The following is a 17,465-nucleotide window of genomic DNA, read 5'->3' on the forward strand; positions in this document are numbered from 1 at the left end:
CGTGAAGATGTGTCCCGTACAAGGAGGCTACGAGAAGATGCCGGAAGATAACGAGGTTCTGACCGCTGATGAAGCGGCAGCGCTCTTGCGTGTCTCCACCAAGACAGTGCTCTCACTCGCCCGCGCGGGGTCGCTGCCCGGAGAGAAGGTGGGACGCGCTTGGCGCTTCGTGAGGAGCGATGTCCTTGCGTACGTCCGCGGTTCACTGCCGCAGGCAGGAGCAGAGCACAATGAGTGAGGTCGTGACGGCACTGTCCGAGATGAACAGTGTCCTAGGCGGTGACAAATGCTAGATACTTCGAACTGGCCCGAAGTTGAGCTTGACGTCCTGAAAGAAATCCAACTCGATCCAAAAAACGTTCGCCTTGAAGTGGCCGACGCGAAGGTCGAGGCCGACATCATTGAAGACCTGTTCGTCAACGAAGATGCGTTAGCGCTTGTCGAGGGCATCTGCAAGGTCGGCTATCTGACACACGAGACGCCGGTCGTCCTAAAGCGACGCGGTAAGTATGTGATGGTTGAGGGGAACCGCAGGCTCGCTGCACTCAAAGCCATCCAGAACCCGATGTTGGTCCCCGACTATCAGGCGCGAGTCGCGTCGCTGGCGGCCCTTCTGCCAGACCGCTCTGCGCTCGCGAAGGTCCGGGTCATGGTTGCACCGAACCAGACCGAAGCGGATCAGTTGATCGCGGCTATCCACACCGGGAACCTGCGGCGGGCCTGGAGTCCCAGCAGGCAGGCGGCGTTCTTCCAGGCGCAGATCGACGCGGGGAGGAAGCTCCGTGAACTTCTGACTAGGTATCCCACGATCGACGTTCGCAAATTCGTCTTTCGAGCGCACATCATCAATCTCTTCAAGTCCGTGCATTACGACGAGGCCGAGCTTCAAGACTTCCTTGCAACAAAGAAGTGGGCCAGGGGCCTATCGACGCTGGCGCGCATCTACGAGTCGAAAGAGTTCCTTGACCTGACGGGGCTTACGATGGATTCAGACGGCAACGTCACGAAGACGCTCTCGGACGAAGTCTTCAAAGATGTTGCTACGGCAATCGTTCGCGGGATGTACGACGAGAACATCAACACGCGCAGCCTGAACTCGGTCTCAAGTCCTCGCTACACGCAGCTGATGAAGGAACTGCGTCAGATCGTTGCTGACGCGGGAGAAGCAGCTCCGCCTAACCCCACAACCCCAACTACAGGGACGACTCCCGACGGAGGGAACAACCCACCGCCCGGTGGCCCCGGCGCTAAGCCGACTCCGCCCACGGGGGCACCTGGTCTCGGAGAACCTCCGAGCGCTGCGCCTGGCACCGCGGAGCCGAAGCCTCCGAGGAAGCGTCCAGCCAAGAAGAAGCTCAGGAACCTCGACCTCGGGCAGATCAAGGCTCCCGCGAGTTACCCCGAAGGGTTGAAACTGCTGCTCGGCGAACTGTCTGAGGTCGACGTGCAAAAGTTCCCTAACGCCACCTTCCTAATGATCCGGGCCGTACTGGAAAAGTCGATCAAGGCGTATGCGGAGGCAAAGTCGATCGACATCAAGGGCTCCGGGAACAACCAGAACGGCCGTGTCCAACTTGGCCACGCCCTGAACTGGCTCTTGGAACACGTCAAGGCGAACGGCCCGAAGCACCTGATCCAGGTCATCGAGGGCGTCAGGACAGGGAAGCTCGTTACGTACACGAACTCAGGCGACTCGCTCAATGCGATCAACCACAACCACCACTTCCTAGTCGATCCCGACCAAACGTTCTCAATGTGGGCCTCCATCGACTCGATCATGAGATACGTGATGAAGCCATGAGCACGAGCGCCATCGGGGTGTCCACACGACGCCCGCGAATCTCACCGCTCCGGTACCCGGGCGGAAAGTCTGCCTTGTACTCGCGCCTGCGCAAGATGATCCGCGATATGGACCTCGCAGGCTGCACCTACGTCGAGCCGTATGCGGGCGGAGTCGGCGCCGGTCTCAGTCTCCTGGTAACGGGGCAAGTCGAGCGCGTCGTCATCAACGACCTCGACCCGGCTATCCACGCATTCTGGACTACGGTTCAGTCCGAGCCCGGATGGCTGATCGAGCGAATCCACAAGGCCAAGCTTGACGTCACCGAGTGGCGGCGGCAGCGCGAAATCTATGTTGCCGCCGACACCAGCGATCTGTCACAGCTCGGATTTGCCACCTTCTATCTCAATCGCACGAACAGGTCCGGGGTGCTCAACGGCGGCCCGATCGGCGGGCTAGACCAAACGGGTAATTACAAGATCGACGCCCGCTTCAACCGGGACGGCCTTGCTGAACGTATCCGAATACTGTCGCTCTATGCAGACAACATCGTCCCGACGTCGCGCGATGGTATTGAGGTCATCGCTGAGTACGCTCCCAAGGACGATGTCTTCATCTACGCCGACCCGCCCTACTTCGAGAAGGCCGGTTCGTTGTACCTCAACGCCTTCTCTGCAACCGACCACGAAGACCTTGCGCGGGTCCTCAACTCCGTCGCAGACAGGCCGTGGATTCTTACCTATGACAACGCTCCACAGGTGGCGGAGCTCTACGCGGCGCGTCGGCGTCGAGAGTTTGAGCTCCACTACTCAGCGCATCGCGTCGGCAAAGCCACTGAGGTCGCCGTGCTCTCTGAATCCGTTCCGGAGATCGGACAGGGCTGGCCGCTCACGCCGACAACGTTGACGTAGCCAGCTCCTACGGGACGAGGGCCGCCCACCGCAGAGGAGGCGGAAGAACTATGCCTCCTCGCGCTCGGGCGGACGGATCAGCCGCACGTTTGATACGCCGCCTTGGTTGACGCAATCCTGAGCGAGGTCGTGAACACGCCAGTAGAAGTCAAGGTCGGCAGCCGCCGCGTTCACGGTGCTCTCGACAGGCATGTAGCGGTGCAACGGTGTGGAGACACCACCGTAGGAGTGGCCGAAGTTATCCACCGTGAGGATCGTCAGGGCCTCTGATCCGGTCCACTCGATCCCGACGCGCACGTCGTACTCGTCGTTGCCCGTCGCGTCGGCGGTCGTCCGGATGAGAGCCATCAGGCCTGCGACGCCGCACTCGACCGCGTCCGACTGGACCTGCGATCCCTCGAAGTACCCGTCGCTACTCATGCGGTGGCCGCCGATTGCGGCTGCGAGCGTGACTGATCCGTCGTGGTGGAGACTTGCCCATGCTTCCTTCCACTGTGATCTGTCGCCCGTTGCGGTGTTGACGGCGACCCAGCGCCGCGATCCCGGTCGTGGGTTGTGCCGGTCGACGTTTTCCAGCGGGTGCACACCTCCACGTCCGGCGTAGAACAGGGCGAGGCCTTCGGCCTTGGTCAGTACGTCGCGCGCTCCGTCGCGCGTCAGGCGGTTGTGGAGGCGAGGGACGCGCGGGTGGGCGACAGCGATCAGCCAGGCGCGTTCGCTCGTGGCGCGGCCGCCCGCGGTCTCGGCATACAGGTTGTCGAGCGCTTCGCTGGCGTGGCGGCGTTCATCGAAGCGTGCTCGGTACATCGCCTCGATCTGTCGTTCCTTCATCCATACGGTGTCGGAGTCGTTGCGCACCGGAGCGCCGAAGTAGTCGTTGCGGTAGATCAGGTGTGGCCCGTCAACGCTTGCCGGCACTTCCACGACGACAGCGCGGGCACCCTCCGTTCCGAGGCGGTGCACGTTGAGGCCGAAGACGGGCGGGGAGATAGCGGTGATCGCTGCGGAGCGCAGGGATCGCTCGTACGCTTCATCGAACTCTCCGACGTCGACTCGCTCTGTCGCGGCCTTCTGCGACTCGCGTACTCCGAACACGATGACGCCGCCGCCGCTGTTCGCCATCGCTGCAACGTCCTTGGGGAAGTCTGTTTGCGGTAGTCCCTTCGCCGGGGGCAGCTCTGACTTCCAGTCCAGGTCGGTCGTCTCCATGACTCCGCTGCTCACCGCCGCATCCAGCAGTTCGTCCGTCAGAGGTCCAGGAGCGACCCCGAGGGCGCGATGCAGAGCGGTGAAGATCATGACCCCCAGCGTAGGGATCACCTGCGACAACTGGCGGTGACGCCGACCAGTGGCTGCCTACAGCGCGCGCCCCTCCCGATGAGCGGACGGGGTGATGCCCGACTCACGCGCGAATGCCTGCCCGCCGCCACCTGCGGGCGAGTCGAGGAGGGCCGTGACGTCTGTGGCGTCGGTGATGAGGGACGCGATGCCTTCGCGCAGGAGCCGGTGCGTGCCGGAGCTGGCGGCACTGGTTACCGGGCCGGGCACGGCGCCGACCGGGCGTCCGAGCTGCGTAGCGCGGGCGGCGACGTTGAGGGAGCTGGAGCGATAGCCGGCCTCCACGACGACGGTTGCACCGGAGAGGGCACCGAGGATGCGATTGCGGGCGAGGAAACGCCACTTGGTCGGCGCGGAGCCGGGCGGCATCTCACTGGCGAGCAGGCCGAGGTCTCCGACTCGTGCCAGCAGCTCACGATTGCCGGATGGGTAGAGGCGATCCAAGCCGCCGACCATGACGGCGAGGGTCTGCCCGCCTGTGGCGAGTGCGGCTCGGTGTGCGGCGGCGTCGATGCCGTAGGCGCCGCCGGCCACGATGATCCGCTCAGCATGGGTCAGATTGGAGGCGAGTTCGCCCGTGACGTGCTCGCCGTAACTAGTGGCGGCGCGGGCTCCGGTGATCGTGACGCGATCGTTCAGCGGCGCGGTGAGGTAGGAGACAGCGCCTCGCAGCCATAGAGCGGTGGGGGCGCGGTTGCCCAGATCGTTGAGGGCGGTCGGCCACTCATCGTCGCTGGGGATGAGGATGCGCAGCCCGAGGCGGTCAGTCTCCGCGAGTGCCTGCGTGACCGTGCGGGCATCCATTCGCGGGGCGACCTTGTTGCGCCACAGCCTGGCCTCGACCGCATCGACGTTCTTCGGGAGTGCGCCGGCACCGGCTGCCAGGCGCACGGTCTCGACCGCGCCGACCGCGGCGAGGAGCCTGCCGGTCACGGCGTCGTCGGGCTCCAAGGTCGATGCCAGGGCGACCCGTGCGGAGCGTTCGTCCTTGGCGAGAGAAGTGATCGTGACCATGCCCGGCTCCCATCCGTGTGTGCCAGACAGGTGCGCGAGCGCCGCCCGAATCCCCGGGCGCACCTCTTACGAATGTCGCCGGAGCGTCGTACTCTGGAGGGGAGGCAGATTCCTCCTTGATGTGGCGTCCCTCGCGGACAGGCCCTCGGGCCACTCTCTACGCACTGTCTCGTCACCTGACCGTGCCACGAGAGGAAACGCCATGATCCGACTGCTCTGGGCGCTCAGCGCCCACGCCCGCTACTACCTGCGGCGTTACATGCCCACCAACATCGCGCTCGACGCGATCCGCACCCGCCGCGGCCTGAAGTGGGGCATCCTCGCGATGCTCCTCGCGGTCCCGTACTTCCTCGCAGCGAACTACTGCATCACGCTGATCGAGGGCGGCGGCCCGGGCTGGCTGAACCTCCTCGTGCTCCTGTTCTGCTGGAATGCGCTCAAGTTCCTCATCATGGGCCTGGTCAGTGTCATCTTGCTCGTCCGCGCCCGCGTCCAGGAGGCCGTCGAGCGTCGCCGCCCGCCGCATGAACGAGGCACAGTCCCTCAAGTACCCGATGGCGAGTGTGGCGTGATGGGCGCCGTGATCTACACCCGCAGCGCACGCCCGAACTGGGCAACCCACGCTCACCAGCGGGCCGCCTGCCAATGCCTGGCCGCCGAGCTCGGCTACGAGGTCAGCGGCGAGTTCCACGACAACGGCCGGACACGACCCGCGCTCGACCAGGCCCTCGCCACCATCCGCGACGGGCAGGCATCGGCGCTCATCGTCGCGGACCTCTACCGACTCAGCCGACCGTCTACCGAGTTCGCCCGCATCATCGAGGCGCTGGACGAGGCCGACGTGCCCCTCTACGTCGTCGGGCAAGGCCGCGTGAGCCTTCCCGCGACTCCCGAGCTCGGCATCATGCTGGCGATCGCCGAGTACGAGGCCAAGCACTCCGAGGAGGACTTCACTCTGTAACCGCCACCCGACGTCCCCGAGGGCGGATGGTCGCACCTGCTGCGGCCACCGCCCTCTTCACTGCCCCCTGACTCACCCCGAAATGCAGACCAACCTCCATCAAGGTCATCCCGCCCTCGTAGAGCCTCACAGCCTCGCACGTGTGCTCCTCAGCCAGCCCTCGCACGCGCATCGGGACGCAACGGCGGACGAGGTGCGCGGCCACCGTTCGGTGGTAGACGCCGAACCGCTCACCGAGCTGCGCTAGCGTCATGCCCTGCTCGTACAGCGCCACCAGCTCATCAACCTCGGCGGCGCTCAGAGAGGTTTGAGTCTTCCCAACTGACCGCACCACACGACCCCGCGAGTCGGTCACCGAGGGTTCGGATGGCCGTTCGCTACGCTCGTAGGCACCCCGAGACAGGCGAGAAGCCACGGTTTTCAGGGCCGGGCCAGGGTTCTCAAACTCTCTACGGAGGTGCACATTTTGTTGCGCGCGACGTATATCCCTAAGGGTGATATTGTTCGTCTATGCAGCATCTCATTCTCGGCCTCCTGCTTACCGGCCCGCTCTCGCTCTACGATGTACACAAGCGCTTCGCTAGCGGCCTCGCGCATTTCTATAGCGCAAGTTTCGGGAGCATCGAACGCGCGCTCAAGCGGCTAGTCGACGACGGCCTGGCTGCGGTGGAGCCTGATCCCGGGAACGCGCGTGGGCGCAAGCTGTATTCCATCACTCAATCGGGGCGCGCTTCCTGGTCGGAGTGGATGCACTCGCCGACCCCGTCGGGATCAGACCTCGAGCAGAGCGTGTTGGCGAAAGTCTTTCTACTTGGGCGCATCGCCGACCCTGCGGAGCGCAGCGAGATCCTTAGACTGATCCGCGAGGAGGCCGAAGCGTCCGAGAGTGCCTTGCTAGATATGGCGGAAAGTATTGATGCACAAGCGAAGACGCTTGACGCTGGCGGTGCTGAATTTTTTGCATACCATCGCGCAACCCTGGAGTACGGCCTAGCGTCGCATCGCACCATGATCGAGTGGCTGCGTCGCCTCGAGGAAGCAGAGGTTGCCTGATGTTCGGTGCAGGATCGGTTCGTTCACGACGCCTTGGGTACATAGCCGCGGCCATCGGGGCTGCGGCAGTCGCTACCATTTTTGCAACGATTGGCGATGGCGTCAGGGTGGACAACGCTGTCGGCCTGCGTCGTAGCATCGTTGATGGTGGCCATACGGTGGTGTGGGTCCTGCTAGCTGCAGGTTTTTCGATTGCTGCTGTGCGGGGGAGATGGTCAGCGCCGTCGCAAATTCTGGCGGTGGCTGCGGGTGGAACCTACCTCCTTTTCCTGATCGCCGTCTTTGTTGGGCCCTAACTTTCCGCTTAGCACACGTGTGTCACTATAGTGTGCACACATCCACGCCCGAACCATTGCGCACGAATGCCTGTGCGATTATAATGGCAGGTGTTGAAAGGGGGGCGCACATGGATGCGACACACACGGGGGTTGACCATTTCTTCCGTACACAACGACCAAACGACACGTTGGCACGCCTGGGCCAACACAAACGCGACATCGAATACGAGATCTTCTCCACCTGGGCCGAGACGGCACATGTGGTCGACGACTTCGAAGTAGAGATCACCCACATCCAGCACGCGATCGGGGAGAGCAAAGCAGCAGTCGAAAAAGCCATCTTCGCCTACCGACGCCTGATCGACCTGCCCGGGCTGCGCCAGATTCAACACACCACACGACTGTTAGACATCAAACGCCTTGCCAGCATTGATACCGCCATTGCGGAACTTGGCCCCGGCGTCGACACCGAGGTCTACGCCCACATTGACGCGTACCTAGTGGAGGTGTTTACCGCCACGAAACCCAACCAACCGTTGCTGACACCGAAAGCAATCGTGCACCGGCTTAGACGGCTCATCGCCCAGCTCGACAACACCGTGGGCTACGACGCGGCTAAACGCAAACGCCGCACCCGCCCACAAGACGCGTTCGTCATCTACGACTATGAGCTCGGTGCACGCTCCGGCACCACAATTGAGTGCGACAACACCACCCACGCCCTGATCCGGCAATACCGCACACACGTGGCACAAGAGAACAACATCACCGAAGACGAAGCAGCACGCCTGATCCTCACCGGTGAACTCACCGCACAACCCACGGTGACTATTTTCGGGTTCGCACCCCTGGGCCCCGATGGTGACATCGTCGACGGTGCATCAGTGTTTTTCCCCGGTACGGGGTGGACCGATGCTGAGGGCAGTGCTGTGGCCGAACAGTACGCCTCGCGCATCGTGGACCTTGGTGATGTTGCCGGCCACGAGATCGACGGCTATGTTCCCTCGGCCCGGATCAAAGCGTTCGCTATTGCCCGCGACGGCACCTGCGTCTGGCCGGGCTGTACCCGCGATGCACAGCACTGCCAGCTTGATCACCGCGTCCCCTACGCCGACGGGGGAAGCACAACCCCAGCGAATTTGTTCTCGTTGTGTCAGCGTCACCACAACGTGAAAACCGATCGTCGTGCCTACTACATTCCCGACCCCACCACCGGCGACATCGTGTGGCTATTTGCTGACGGCACGTATGCGTTGAGCGAGCCCGATGGGTTTATCACCACCCAGCTTGGGGCGGACAACCCCCGGTGGAACCACAGCCTCGACCAGCGACGTGTCCTGCGTGACCGCGTCGCGACGTTTCTGGCGAAAGGGCACACAATCCTCGACAACTACGACACCACCGGCAACTACAACACCTGCATCGAAGCCCTGACACGCCTCGAGCAGGAATACCGCATGACCTTCCCCCACAAACCCACCACCAACCCAGACGCTAACTCTGGTTAAGAGACCGAAGGAAAGGAACAGAATCCACCGTGGACGCGTTGACCGTCCCACTGTGATCGGTGGGGTAGAAGCGCACGACCACCTGGGCGTTGGAATCGAACTGGCGCAGCCACATTTCCGCACCCAGCATCACACCGATCGGAGAGGGGACGTCGATGTCGTGAAGCCCATGGCCCAAAAACACAGGCTTATCGTAACCGGCAACCGGCGTGGACATGAACTCCCGCGCGGCCTGCTCGAATCCGGGGATATCGCGCAACGGGCGGTTGAACGCGCGGGAGAGGTTCACCCCGCGCGACGTCTCGGCGACCTTGGCGTAGCAGCCCGTGGAGGCCTCCGCGACCAACGCGCGACCCTCGTCGGTGAGCGCTGAGTCGATATCGAGCTCCGGGTAGGCCTCGTTGAGCGCGGCGACAATGTAGAGCGCGTACGTGGTCAACCCGGCTGGCAGCGCAACAGGAGGGAACGTCGGCCCGCCGGCGATGATCAGGTTCTCGATGTAGGCGGGCGCGCCCGTGGCCACCGCCCCGCGGTAATCCAAGCCGAGCTCCTCGCTAAGCCGCGTGGCGCGGTGCGCGACGTGTAGCGCAACGCCCCCGCCCTGAGACTGCCCAACCACCGACCACTGGGGCGACAGCCCGATCTCCGGCAGCTGATGGGCAGCAGCGACCGAGTCGGCGACGTTGGCTGCGGCGACCGCACCATTGAGGTAGCTGTGGAACCCCGGCGATCCAAGCCCGGTGTAGTCCGAGGCGACGATCGCGTATCCCTCGTCCAACCAGCGGTTCAGGTACTCCGCGTCGCGGGGCGAGCGGGGGTTGAGGCTCGGGGCGCACTCGCTGCCCAGCCCCACGGTGCCGTGCGCCCACGCGATCACGGGCCAGCCACCAGCCGGTGGCGTACCGCGGGGCACGAAGATTGCCCCAGTGGACACAGCGGGCGCATCGTGCTGGTTGGTGGTGGTGTAGGCGAACCGATACTGCGCCGCCGCGCTGCCCAGCCCCACATTCGGGTCAAGCGGGGTGGTCGCGAGCAGCGTCCCGGCAGCGCCATGGGGTGCGGGGACGACCAGGCCCGAATCGTAGATCGGCGAGGCCTGGGCAACGGGCGCGCACGCGAGGGCGGCGCACAGGGTGAGGGCAATAGTCTGGGTACGCATACTATGTTTGTACCCCAAACAATCCTATGCCGAGGGCGGAAACAGGAAAAAGAGCACGGCCATGGTGATCACACCGCCGGTGGCGAAGTTCAGCCACAGAAACACCCGCCACGCCCGGTTCACATCGGCCGATGTCTCGTCGGTGACGTTGGCAAAACGCAGCGCGTTCGCGGCGTAGCCGAACCCGAGCACACCCACCACCCAACCTGGGAAGGGCAGGGCGAAGCACAGCAGGGCAGCGATGGCGTACCCGCCGCAGGCAAGCCGAGTGGTTAGCCGTGCACCGAGCCCCGTCGCAATCGAGCTCAGGCCCCCCTCGCGATCGGCGACGACGTCCTGGACGGCGCCAAGCGCGTGGCTCGCCATACCCCACAGGAAGAACGCGGCCGCAGCCAGCCAAAACCCATGGGAAACCGCGGGGTCGGCGATCGTGGCGCCGACCAGCGCCGGCACCGTGAAGTGGGCCGAGGACGTCACCGAGTCGAGGACGGGAATTTCCTTGAACCGAAACGGCGGGGCCGAGTAGACGTAGACCGCGAAGAGCGCGACCGTGAGCCAGAGCGCTGAGGCCCAGGTGCCTGCGGCGTAGAGGACGAGCGCGAAGGGGAGCGTCGTCACGCCCGCTGCGATGAGTAACGGGCGGTGCAGGCTTTTCGGCAGCACCGCGCCCTCGATCCCGCCCTTGCGCGGGTTGCGGATGTCGGACTCGTAATCGAAGACGTCGTTGATGCCGTACATCGCGATGTTGTACGGGATGAGGAAGAACACGAAGCCGACGAGCAGGAGCCAGTCGAAGCGGCTGGTGTCCAGCAGGTAGGCCAGGGCAAAGGGCACCGCGGTATTGACCCAGCTAATCGGCCGCGATGCGGCGAGGATGGCGCGGATCATGAGGCCTTCCCCGGCCACAGCGCGGTGACCACGAGGCAGACGAACACGGTGTAGAACAGGTCCTCGACGGGGATGAGGCCTAGGTAAATGCCGAGGTTGTTCGCGCCGTCGTACTCCACCAGGCCTGCGGCGACCATGAGGTTGTCAAACACGATCGTCAGCGTCAGCAGCACCGCAGCCACGATCGCGGTCACCTTGAACTGGGAGGCATACGCGTGACGACTCCCCACCCACAGCACCGCTGCCCCCAGCAGAAACGGGAGGCTGATCAACAGGTACGTCACGGGCCAACCACCTTTCGCGCGCCGGAGGTCACGTTCAGCGTGAGGTAGGTCAGGAAGAACAAAAAGATCGGCTCCTCAAGGGGCATTTCGGGCGCGAGCTCGACGCCGGTCATGAACGGGGAGTCACCGCGGAAGAAGGTGCCGGTGGCGATGCCGAGCGCGTCCCACAGCAGAAACAGCGCGACCACCGCGGCCGACAGCAGCGCGGCGCGGCGGGCGTCGGCGAAGAACGCGAGCGTGAACCGCCAGTCGCACAGCACCATGCAGACGATGCTGAGCAGCAGAAACGTCAGGTACGCGAAGGCCATTAAAACTCCTCCGGCAGGGGTCCGGGGGAGCGATCGCCGCGCAGGCGCTTGATCACGTTCTCGGCCGAGATCAGGCACATCGGCACGCCGACGCCCGGCACGGTTGTTGCGCCCGCGTAGTAGAGGTTGTCCAGCTTGGCGGAGACGTTCTTACCGCGCAGGAACGCGGACTGGCGCAGGGTGTGCGCCGGGCCGATCGAGCCGCCCGACCAGGCGTGGTAGCGCTGCGCGAAGTCGCTCGGGCCGAGGGTCCGGCGGACGCGAATGTGATTGCGCAGGTCGGGGATGTCGCACCATGCGGCGATCTGCTCGATCGCGGCGTCGGCAATCGCATCGACGGCAGCGGAGGCGCGGTCGTTGTACATGTCGCCGTGGCCGAACTCCGAAGCGGCGGGCACGGGCACGAGGACGAACAGGTTCTCGCCACCCGGCGGGGCAGTAGAAGGGTCCGTCGCAGAAGGCATGGAGACATAAATCGAGCGCGAGGAGTTCAACGGCCGCGTGGCGACGGGCCCGTCAAACACCGCGTCGAAGTCGTCATCCCAGTGCTCGCTGAAAAGGAGGTTGTGGTGGGCCAGCTGAGGCAGTTTCACGTCGGTGCCCAGCATGAGGAGCACCGTACCCAGGCCCGGATCACGAGAACCGAACCACTTTTCCGGGTAGGTGCGCTTGCCCGGCGGCAGCAGGCGCGTCTCAGTAAAGTGCAGGTCCGCGGCGGAGACGACGATGTCGGCCTCGATGGTCTCGCCGCTGGCTAGGCGAACACCGGTAGCGCGCGAGCCATCGTAGGAGATAGCGGTGACATCGGAGTTCAGACGGATTGAGACGCCGTTGTCGCGGGCGAGGGCTTCAAGCGCATCGACCACGGCGGCGAACCCGCCCTGCGGGTACTTCACCCCCTGGACCAAATCCGTGTGGCTCATCAGGTGGTACATCGACGGGGTGCGCGCCGGGTGCGAGGAAAGGAACACTGCCGGATACGTCAGGATCTGGCGCAGGCGCGTGTCGTGAAAGCGCGCGGCGACGTACTTGTCCAGCGGAACCGTCAGCAAGCGGGCGAGGTCGGCGAGCCGGCGCGAGAAAAACGGGCGCAAAGAGCTAAACGTGGTGTACAGGAAGCGCTCGACCGCCATCTCGTAGGTGTCGCGGGCAGAATCCAGGTAGTCGCCCAGGGCGGGGCCGGCGCCGGGCGAGAGGGCGTCGAAAAGCGCGATGGCCTCCTCGCGGCCCGAGATGACATCGACGGGTTCGGCGTTTTCCGGGAACAGGCGGTAGGCCGGGGTCAGCTCGACCAGATCGAGCAGGTCTTCGGTGCGCTTGCCAAACAGGCCGAAGAAGTGGTCGAAGGCGTCGGGCATCAGGTACCAGGACGGGCCGGTGTCGAAGCGGTAGCCCTCGACGGTCTCTTCGCCCGAACGACCGCCGCAGGAGTCGAGGCGCTCGACGACGCTGACGTCGTAGCCCTCGCGGCCGAGCAGGGCGGCGGTGGCGAGGCCGGCGACGCCAGCCCCGATAACGATAGCGGTGTGTTTAGTCACGGGTTCTCCTTACGGCGCGGGCGGTGACGTACATCTTGCGGTGGCGCGGGACGGACACGCGCGTGGTGGCCAGGGTCGCGGCCGGGGTGGCGTCGATGCGCTCGTTGAGCTCGCTAAACAGCGCTTCCGCGGCGGCGACGGCCCCGCGCGCCGAGGAGGGGATGAGCGGGATGGCGCGGCGGGCACGTGCGAGGTCGGCGCGGATGTCGTCGACAAGCTCGGCCTTGACCGCGTCGTCGATTCCGCGGCCGCGCAGCAGGGGGAAGTAGGTGCGGCCAAGGTCGTCCCGGTCCTCGGCGAGATCGCGCAGGAAATTTACCTTCTGAAACGCCGCGCCCAGCGCGCAGGCGCCCTCATCCAACTCGGCGCGCTGCGCGTCGGTGACGGGCTCGTCGGCCACGAACGCGGCCACGCACATCAGCCCGATGACCTCGGCGGAGCCGTAGACGTAGGCGTCGAAGTCGGCCGGGTCGTAGGTGGATTGGTTCAGGTCGCGGCGCATGGAGGCGAAGAAGGCCGTGACATGCTCCGCGGAAAAATCGCACCGGCGAGCGCTATTGGCCCAGGCGTGGAGTACCGGATCGGTATGGAAGCGTGCCGCTGGTGCGGCGAGAACCTGCGTTTCGTAGGCGTCGAGAAGCTGTGCCGCGTCCGCTCCGGCGGCCCCGTCGACAATTTCGTCGGCGATGCGCACCATCGCGTAGAGGTTGCGCACGTCAGTGCGCACGCGTGGGGCGAGAAACCGCGTGGCGAGCGAAAAACTTGTTGAGTACTGGGCAATGACCTGGGCGGCGACGCGATCGCACATCAGGTCGTAGCGGGACAAGGTACGGGACGACTCCATGCTGACAAAGCTTATACGCGCTCACACAGTCGACGCTGCGGCGGGGAGTTCTTGAATCCTTGGCGCATCGAGTGCATCCCGCGCGAGAAGCGTCGGGCGAGCTGGCGGGCGCCGCGCAGCGGGCGGGGGTCAGTCAGCAGCGTGATCTCCGGACGGAACAGAACCGTTTCGTGGGCGCGCACCGCGAAAGACATCTGGATGTCATCGTGGGAAAAGGTGTCGCTCGGGTCAATGGCGTCGCGCACGTCGAGCCACCAGGCGGCGGACAGGGTGCAGTTCGTGCCGAAAAACGGCGTGTGTCCGAGCGCGGAGCCCACGCTGTAACGGTACGCACGCAGATACAGGGCGCTGAGGAGCCGGCCGCGCCACCCTGGGAGGTCGAAGCGTGCGGCGCCGGTCATGCCGACAACGTCCTTGTTCGGGTTGCTGGCTGCCTCCTCCCATGCGTTTTTCCATTGCAGGCTGAAGGTTGGCGAGACGCGCACGTCGGCGTCGATACGCACGATGACATCGAGGCCCCGCGCCGCCGCCTCGCTGTAGCCCGCGTGGGAAGCCCACGTCACGCCTCGGCGGGGTTCGGAAACGACGACCGCGCCATAGGAACGCGCCACATCTGCTGTGTTATCCGTCGATCCGTTATCAACCACGATGACGCAGTCGAAGGGTTCGCGCTGGCGCGACACGCTGTCTAGGCAGGGGGCGAGCAGGTCCGCGTCATTGAGACAGGGGATGACGAGGCCGATACGGGGAGCGGGCACGGTGCGAGTATACGTACGCTGGTGCGCATGACGTCCAACCAGAACCCACGAGTCTCAGGCGACCGCACCATCCAATTCCTCACAGACGGCTACCTTCTTCCCTCGAACCTCCGCAAAACGGCGGGCCTCGAACCCGAATCCATGTGCCCCGTAACCACAAAACTCCTCGGACAGGACGCGACCATCGTGCGCGGTTCTGCCGGCATCGACTTGTTCTACGACGAGGATGTCATGCAGCGGGAAGGTGCCATGCCGCCCGTCATCGGCGATGCCCTCGTGGGCAAAGGCGCGGTGCACAATCTCGACGGCGAGGAGCACAAGGTGCGTAAAGCACAGATGGCGGCGATGGCTTACGAAGACGAGCGGGTCGCCGAGTTCGCGCCGCTGGTCGCGGAGGAAGTGGAGCGAGCAGTCGCTGGCTGGGAAGGCGCCCAGGGCAACGTTTTCGAGGATCTTTCCCTCGCGTTCGGTCGTGCTGCCTTCCGCTGGGCGGGCATCGATCTGCCCGCAGAAAACACCGACGAGTTAGTCGGCCGCATGATCACGCTGCTTGACAACTTCGGCACCGCCACCGGAACCCCCAGAGCATTTTGGCAGCGCCGCCAGCTCGACAACTGGGCCGAAGCGCTGATCACCGATGTCCGTGAAGGCAGGATTACCGCCCGCCCGGACTGCGTGCTCGAACACATGGCACAACTCACCGACGCCAGCGGCGAGCGTGTCGACGCCCGCACCGCCGGCATCGAGCTGCAAAACCTCACGCGCCCCACGGTCGCCGTCGGCTTCTTCGCCTCTTTCGCCGCCGTTGCGCTCGCGGAGAACCCTCAGTGGCGCACCCGCATCAACGAGTCCGAAACCGGCCGTGAAGCTTTCGCATTCGCCCAGGAAGTTCGCCGTTTCTACCCGTTCGTGCCAATGTTTCCAGCCAAGGCGACCAAAGACACGGAATTCGAGGGCTGCCCCATCCATCAGGGGCAGCGCGTCATTCTCGACTTCGTCGGCACCCTCCACTCGGCCGAGGAGTGGGATAACCCGGCGAGCTTTGATCCGGAGCGTTTCATGGCGTACGAAACCCAGTCCGAGGCGGAGACAATCAAGCCGTTCATCCCGCAGGGCGGTGCTGACGTGCGCACTGGGCATCGTTGCCCGGGGGAGAAGATCGCGGTGACGGCTCTGTCCGCAGCTGTCGAAGCTCTCGCGCGACCGGAGGTCCGTATCTCGGCGGAGGCGATCGACACCAACTACTCCATGACCGAGATCCTCGCCCGACCGAAGTCGGGCGTGCGCGTGACAGTCGCTAGCTCAAGCTAGAGACGAAATCCTGCGCGATGGCGCTCGGTTCAGCACGCTCCGGGCCGACATTGCGCAGGTTCATCTCAACGAGGTCCTCAGTGGTCAGCTGCGCGTTTACCGAGTTAATCACGTCGAGGGCGCCGTCGGGCAGTGAGCCCGCCTTGATCACCGGAACGACGTTCTGCGGGGGGATGAGGTTCTCCGGATCTTCGAGAATGACCACGTCGGCTTCCTCCCCGTTGCTCAGCAGAGCGGGGGAGGTTGTGAAGATGTTGCCAACGTTAGCGGCACCTTCGACGAGGGCCTGAACGGTCAGCGGGCCGCCACCGTCCGAGATCGGGTTGACGCTGATTTTGGCGGCATCGATTCCGTAGACATCGCTCAGGCCTGCGGGGCCGTACGGCCGCTCGGCGAACTCCGGCGGCGCTGCGATGGTGATCTGGTCGAGCTTGTCTAAATCGGCGATGGTTCCCAAGCCTCGTTCATCCGCGAGCTGCCGGGTAACGCGGTAGGCGTCCTTGGACTCGGCCGGGCTGAAATCCCCGGCTTCCAGGTCATCCGGTAAGGCCTCGGCGAGCGCCGCTTCATCGGCGGGGGTGCCGCCGTAGAACTGGGTGAGATTGCCCGAGTACTCCGGGACGACATTGATGCTGCCTTCCTGCAGTGCCCCGAGGTACACCTCGCGGGAACCGATGCCGGAGTTGACGTCGACGTCGAAACCTTCCTGGCGCAGCGCCTCGGCCCAGATCTGGCCGATGATCTCGGATTCAGGGAAGTTCGCGGTTCCAATGACAACGGTGCCCGCCTCACCGCTGACGGCGAACGGATCGTCGGAACCGCAGGCGGTGAGGGTCAAGGTGGCGACGACAATTGCGCCCGCGGCTGCAGTGAGTTTCATGTGCGCCCACCTTAATGCGATCGCGGAGCGAGGAAGCGTTGCACCCCCGCGAGGGTCAGGTCGGTTACCAGTGCCAAGGCTGTGACCAGCAGTGCTCCCGCAACCATGCGCGGGTAGTCCTGCACGGCGAGCCCGTCGATGAGGTAGCGCCCCAATCCTCCGAGGCCGATAAATGAAACCACCGTCGCCGTCGCGATGACCTGTACAACGCAGGAGCGCAACCCGCCGATGATGACGGGTGCCGCCAACGGGAGCTCAACTCGGGTCAGGATCTGGGCCTCGCTGTAACCCGCTGCTCTGGCGGAGTGCACGACCTGACGCGAAACGGAATCGAATCCGGCGACAAACCCGGCGAGGAGGGGAGCGATGGCCAGCATCACGAGGACGATCGTCGCCGGAATCAGCGGCAGCGTTGCGCCCCGCGGAAGCGAAATGGCCAACCATGTCAGCAACCCCAGGGCGGGCAGCGCACGCAAGGCGCCGGCAATGGAAAGCACGGTGTTCGCGCCGCGCCGGGAGTGACCGATCGCGATCCCCACTGGCGCCGCAACTAACAGCGCCAGAAAAACGGCGAGAGCAGAGTACCCCACGTGCTCGAGGAGACGGACGGCAAATCCGGTGTCCCCACCCCAATTCTCACGAGTCACAAGAT

Annotated in this window: 19 protein-coding genes; 7 read left to right on the plus strand and 12 right to left on the minus strand. The window is 64.6% G+C overall.

The features are described 5' to 3' along the window. Positions 1–37: 37 nt before the first annotated feature. From RIU96_RS06375 to RIU96_RS06385, 3 genes are read left to right on the plus strand one after another with little or no spacing between them, the layout of a single operon-like run. Positions 38–238, plus strand: a complete 201-nt coding sequence (locus tag RIU96_RS06375; protein ID WP_144317180.1) for a helix-turn-helix domain-containing protein — start codon at positions 38–40, stop codon at positions 236–238. 48 nt (positions 239–286) lie between these two features. Beyond that, positions 287–1,801: a ParB/RepB/Spo0J family partition protein gene (locus RIU96_RS06380; protein ID WP_144317179.1), complete on the plus strand. Its 1,515-nt coding sequence runs from the start codon at positions 287–289 to the stop codon at positions 1,799–1,801. Then, positions 1,798–2,691 carry a DNA adenine methylase gene (locus RIU96_RS06385; RefSeq protein WP_144317178.1) on the plus strand — a complete coding sequence of 298 codons (894 nt, stop codon included), beginning with the start codon at positions 1,798–1,800 and terminating at the stop codon, positions 2,689–2,691. Before RIU96_RS06380 ends, RIU96_RS06385 begins: the two co-directional genes overlap by 4 nt. Positions 2,692–2,739: 48 nt before the next feature. Here the strand turns inward: RIU96_RS06385 and RIU96_RS06390 are convergent, their stop codons facing one another. Together RIU96_RS06390 and RIU96_RS06395 are read right to left on the minus strand one after the other, a co-directional pair. Further along, positions 2,740–3,990, minus strand: a complete 1,251-nt coding sequence (locus RIU96_RS06390; RefSeq protein ID WP_144317177.1) for an AlbA family DNA-binding domain-containing protein — start codon at positions 3,988–3,990, stop codon at positions 2,740–2,742. Positions 3,991–4,047: 57 nt separating this feature from the next. Next, positions 4,048–5,043, minus strand: a complete 996-nt coding sequence (locus RIU96_RS06395) for a DNA-processing protein DprA (RefSeq protein WP_144317176.1) — start codon at positions 5,041–5,043, stop codon at positions 4,048–4,050. Between the two features lie 202 nt (positions 5,044–5,245). Here RIU96_RS06395 and RIU96_RS06400 point away from each other — a divergent pair, with 202 nt between their 5' ends. Then, positions 5,246–6,004, plus strand: coding sequence for a recombinase family protein (locus tag RIU96_RS06400; RefSeq protein WP_275702903.1), 759 nt, complete (start codon positions 5,246–5,248; stop codon positions 6,002–6,004). On the opposite strand, the gene RIU96_RS06405 is transcribed toward RIU96_RS06400, so the two are convergent. Beyond that, the gene (locus RIU96_RS06405) at positions 5,994–6,278 is read right to left on the minus strand and encodes a hypothetical protein (protein WP_311204783.1); all 285 of its coding nucleotides are present in this window, start codon (positions 6,276–6,278) and stop codon (positions 5,994–5,996) included. The two genes, RIU96_RS06400 and RIU96_RS06405, sit on opposite strands and share 11 nt — an antisense overlap. Positions 6,279–6,514: 236 nt before the next feature. Between RIU96_RS06405 and RIU96_RS06410 the strand changes: the two genes are divergently transcribed. Together RIU96_RS06410 and RIU96_RS06415 are read left to right on the plus strand one after the other, a co-directional pair. Beyond that, the gene (locus RIU96_RS06410; RefSeq protein WP_144317171.1) at positions 6,515–7,057 is read left to right on the plus strand and encodes a PadR family transcriptional regulator; all 543 of its coding nucleotides are present in this window, start codon (positions 6,515–6,517) and stop codon (positions 7,055–7,057) included. Between the two features lie 406 nt (positions 7,058–7,463). Beyond that, positions 7,464–8,843: an HNH endonuclease signature motif containing protein gene (locus RIU96_RS06415; RefSeq protein WP_311204784.1), complete on the plus strand. Its 1,380-nt coding sequence runs from the start codon at positions 7,464–7,466 to the stop codon at positions 8,841–8,843. Here the strand turns inward: RIU96_RS06415 and RIU96_RS06420 are convergent. From RIU96_RS06420 to RIU96_RS06450, 7 genes are read right to left on the minus strand one after another with little or no spacing between them, the layout of a single operon-like run. Further along, positions 8,830–10,002, minus strand: a complete 1,173-nt coding sequence (locus RIU96_RS06420; protein WP_144317169.1) for a lipase family protein — start codon at positions 10,000–10,002, stop codon at positions 8,830–8,832. The two genes, RIU96_RS06415 and RIU96_RS06420, sit on opposite strands and share 14 nt — an antisense overlap. Positions 10,003–10,026: 24 nt before the next feature. Beyond that, positions 10,027–10,890, minus strand: coding sequence for a prenyltransferase (locus tag RIU96_RS06425; RefSeq protein WP_144317168.1), 864 nt, complete (start codon positions 10,888–10,890; stop codon positions 10,027–10,029). Continuing rightward, complete coding sequence (locus RIU96_RS06430) at positions 10,887–11,174, minus strand: lycopene cyclase domain-containing protein (RefSeq protein WP_136651011.1); 288 nt, start codon at positions 11,172–11,174, stop codon at positions 10,887–10,889. Before RIU96_RS06430 ends, RIU96_RS06425 begins: the two co-directional genes overlap by 4 nt. Further along, positions 11,171–11,482, minus strand: a complete 312-nt coding sequence (locus tag RIU96_RS06435; protein ID WP_136651012.1) for a lycopene cyclase domain-containing protein — start codon at positions 11,480–11,482, stop codon at positions 11,171–11,173. The genes RIU96_RS06430 and RIU96_RS06435 overlap by 4 nt, the downstream gene beginning before the upstream one ends. Next, positions 11,482–13,020, minus strand: coding sequence for a phytoene desaturase family protein (gene crtI, locus RIU96_RS06440; protein ID WP_144317167.1), 1,539 nt, complete (start codon positions 13,018–13,020; stop codon positions 11,482–11,484). Before crtI ends, RIU96_RS06435 begins: the two co-directional genes overlap by 1 nt. Then, positions 13,013–13,864: a phytoene/squalene synthase family protein gene (locus RIU96_RS06445; protein ID WP_136651014.1), complete on the minus strand. Its 852-nt coding sequence runs from the start codon at positions 13,862–13,864 to the stop codon at positions 13,013–13,015. The genes crtI and RIU96_RS06445 overlap by 8 nt, the downstream gene beginning before the upstream one ends. A gap of 11 nt (positions 13,865–13,875) precedes the next feature. Then, positions 13,876–14,622 (minus strand): glycosyltransferase family 2 protein, encoded by a 747-nt coding sequence (locus RIU96_RS06450; RefSeq protein WP_136651015.1) that lies wholly within the window; start codon positions 14,620–14,622, stop codon positions 13,876–13,878. A 27-nt stretch (positions 14,623–14,649) separates the two neighbouring features. Between RIU96_RS06450 and RIU96_RS06455 the strand changes: the two genes are divergently transcribed. Continuing rightward, the gene (locus RIU96_RS06455) at positions 14,650–15,933 is read left to right on the plus strand and encodes a cytochrome P450 (RefSeq protein WP_136651016.1); all 1,284 of its coding nucleotides are present in this window, start codon (positions 14,650–14,652) and stop codon (positions 15,931–15,933) included. Here RIU96_RS06455 and RIU96_RS06460 read toward each other — a convergent pair. Together RIU96_RS06460 and RIU96_RS06465 are read right to left on the minus strand one after the other, a co-directional pair. Then, entirely contained in the window at positions 15,920–16,813 is an 894-nt protein-coding gene (locus RIU96_RS06460; protein WP_136651017.1) for an ABC transporter substrate-binding protein, read from the minus strand. The genes RIU96_RS06455 and RIU96_RS06460 overlap by 14 nt on opposite strands. Before the next feature lie 11 nt (positions 16,814–16,824). After that, the gene (locus tag RIU96_RS06465) at positions 16,825–17,460 is read right to left on the minus strand and encodes an ABC transporter permease (protein ID WP_246062699.1); all 636 of its coding nucleotides are present in this window, start codon (positions 17,458–17,460) and stop codon (positions 16,825–16,827) included. Positions 17,461–17,465 lie beyond the last annotated feature (5 nt).

Origin of the sequence: Corynebacterium sp. Z-1 (genome assembly GCF_031844665.1) — a bacterium.
GTDB lineage: Bacteria > Actinomycetota > Actinomycetes > Mycobacteriales > Mycobacteriaceae > Corynebacterium > Corynebacterium sanguinis.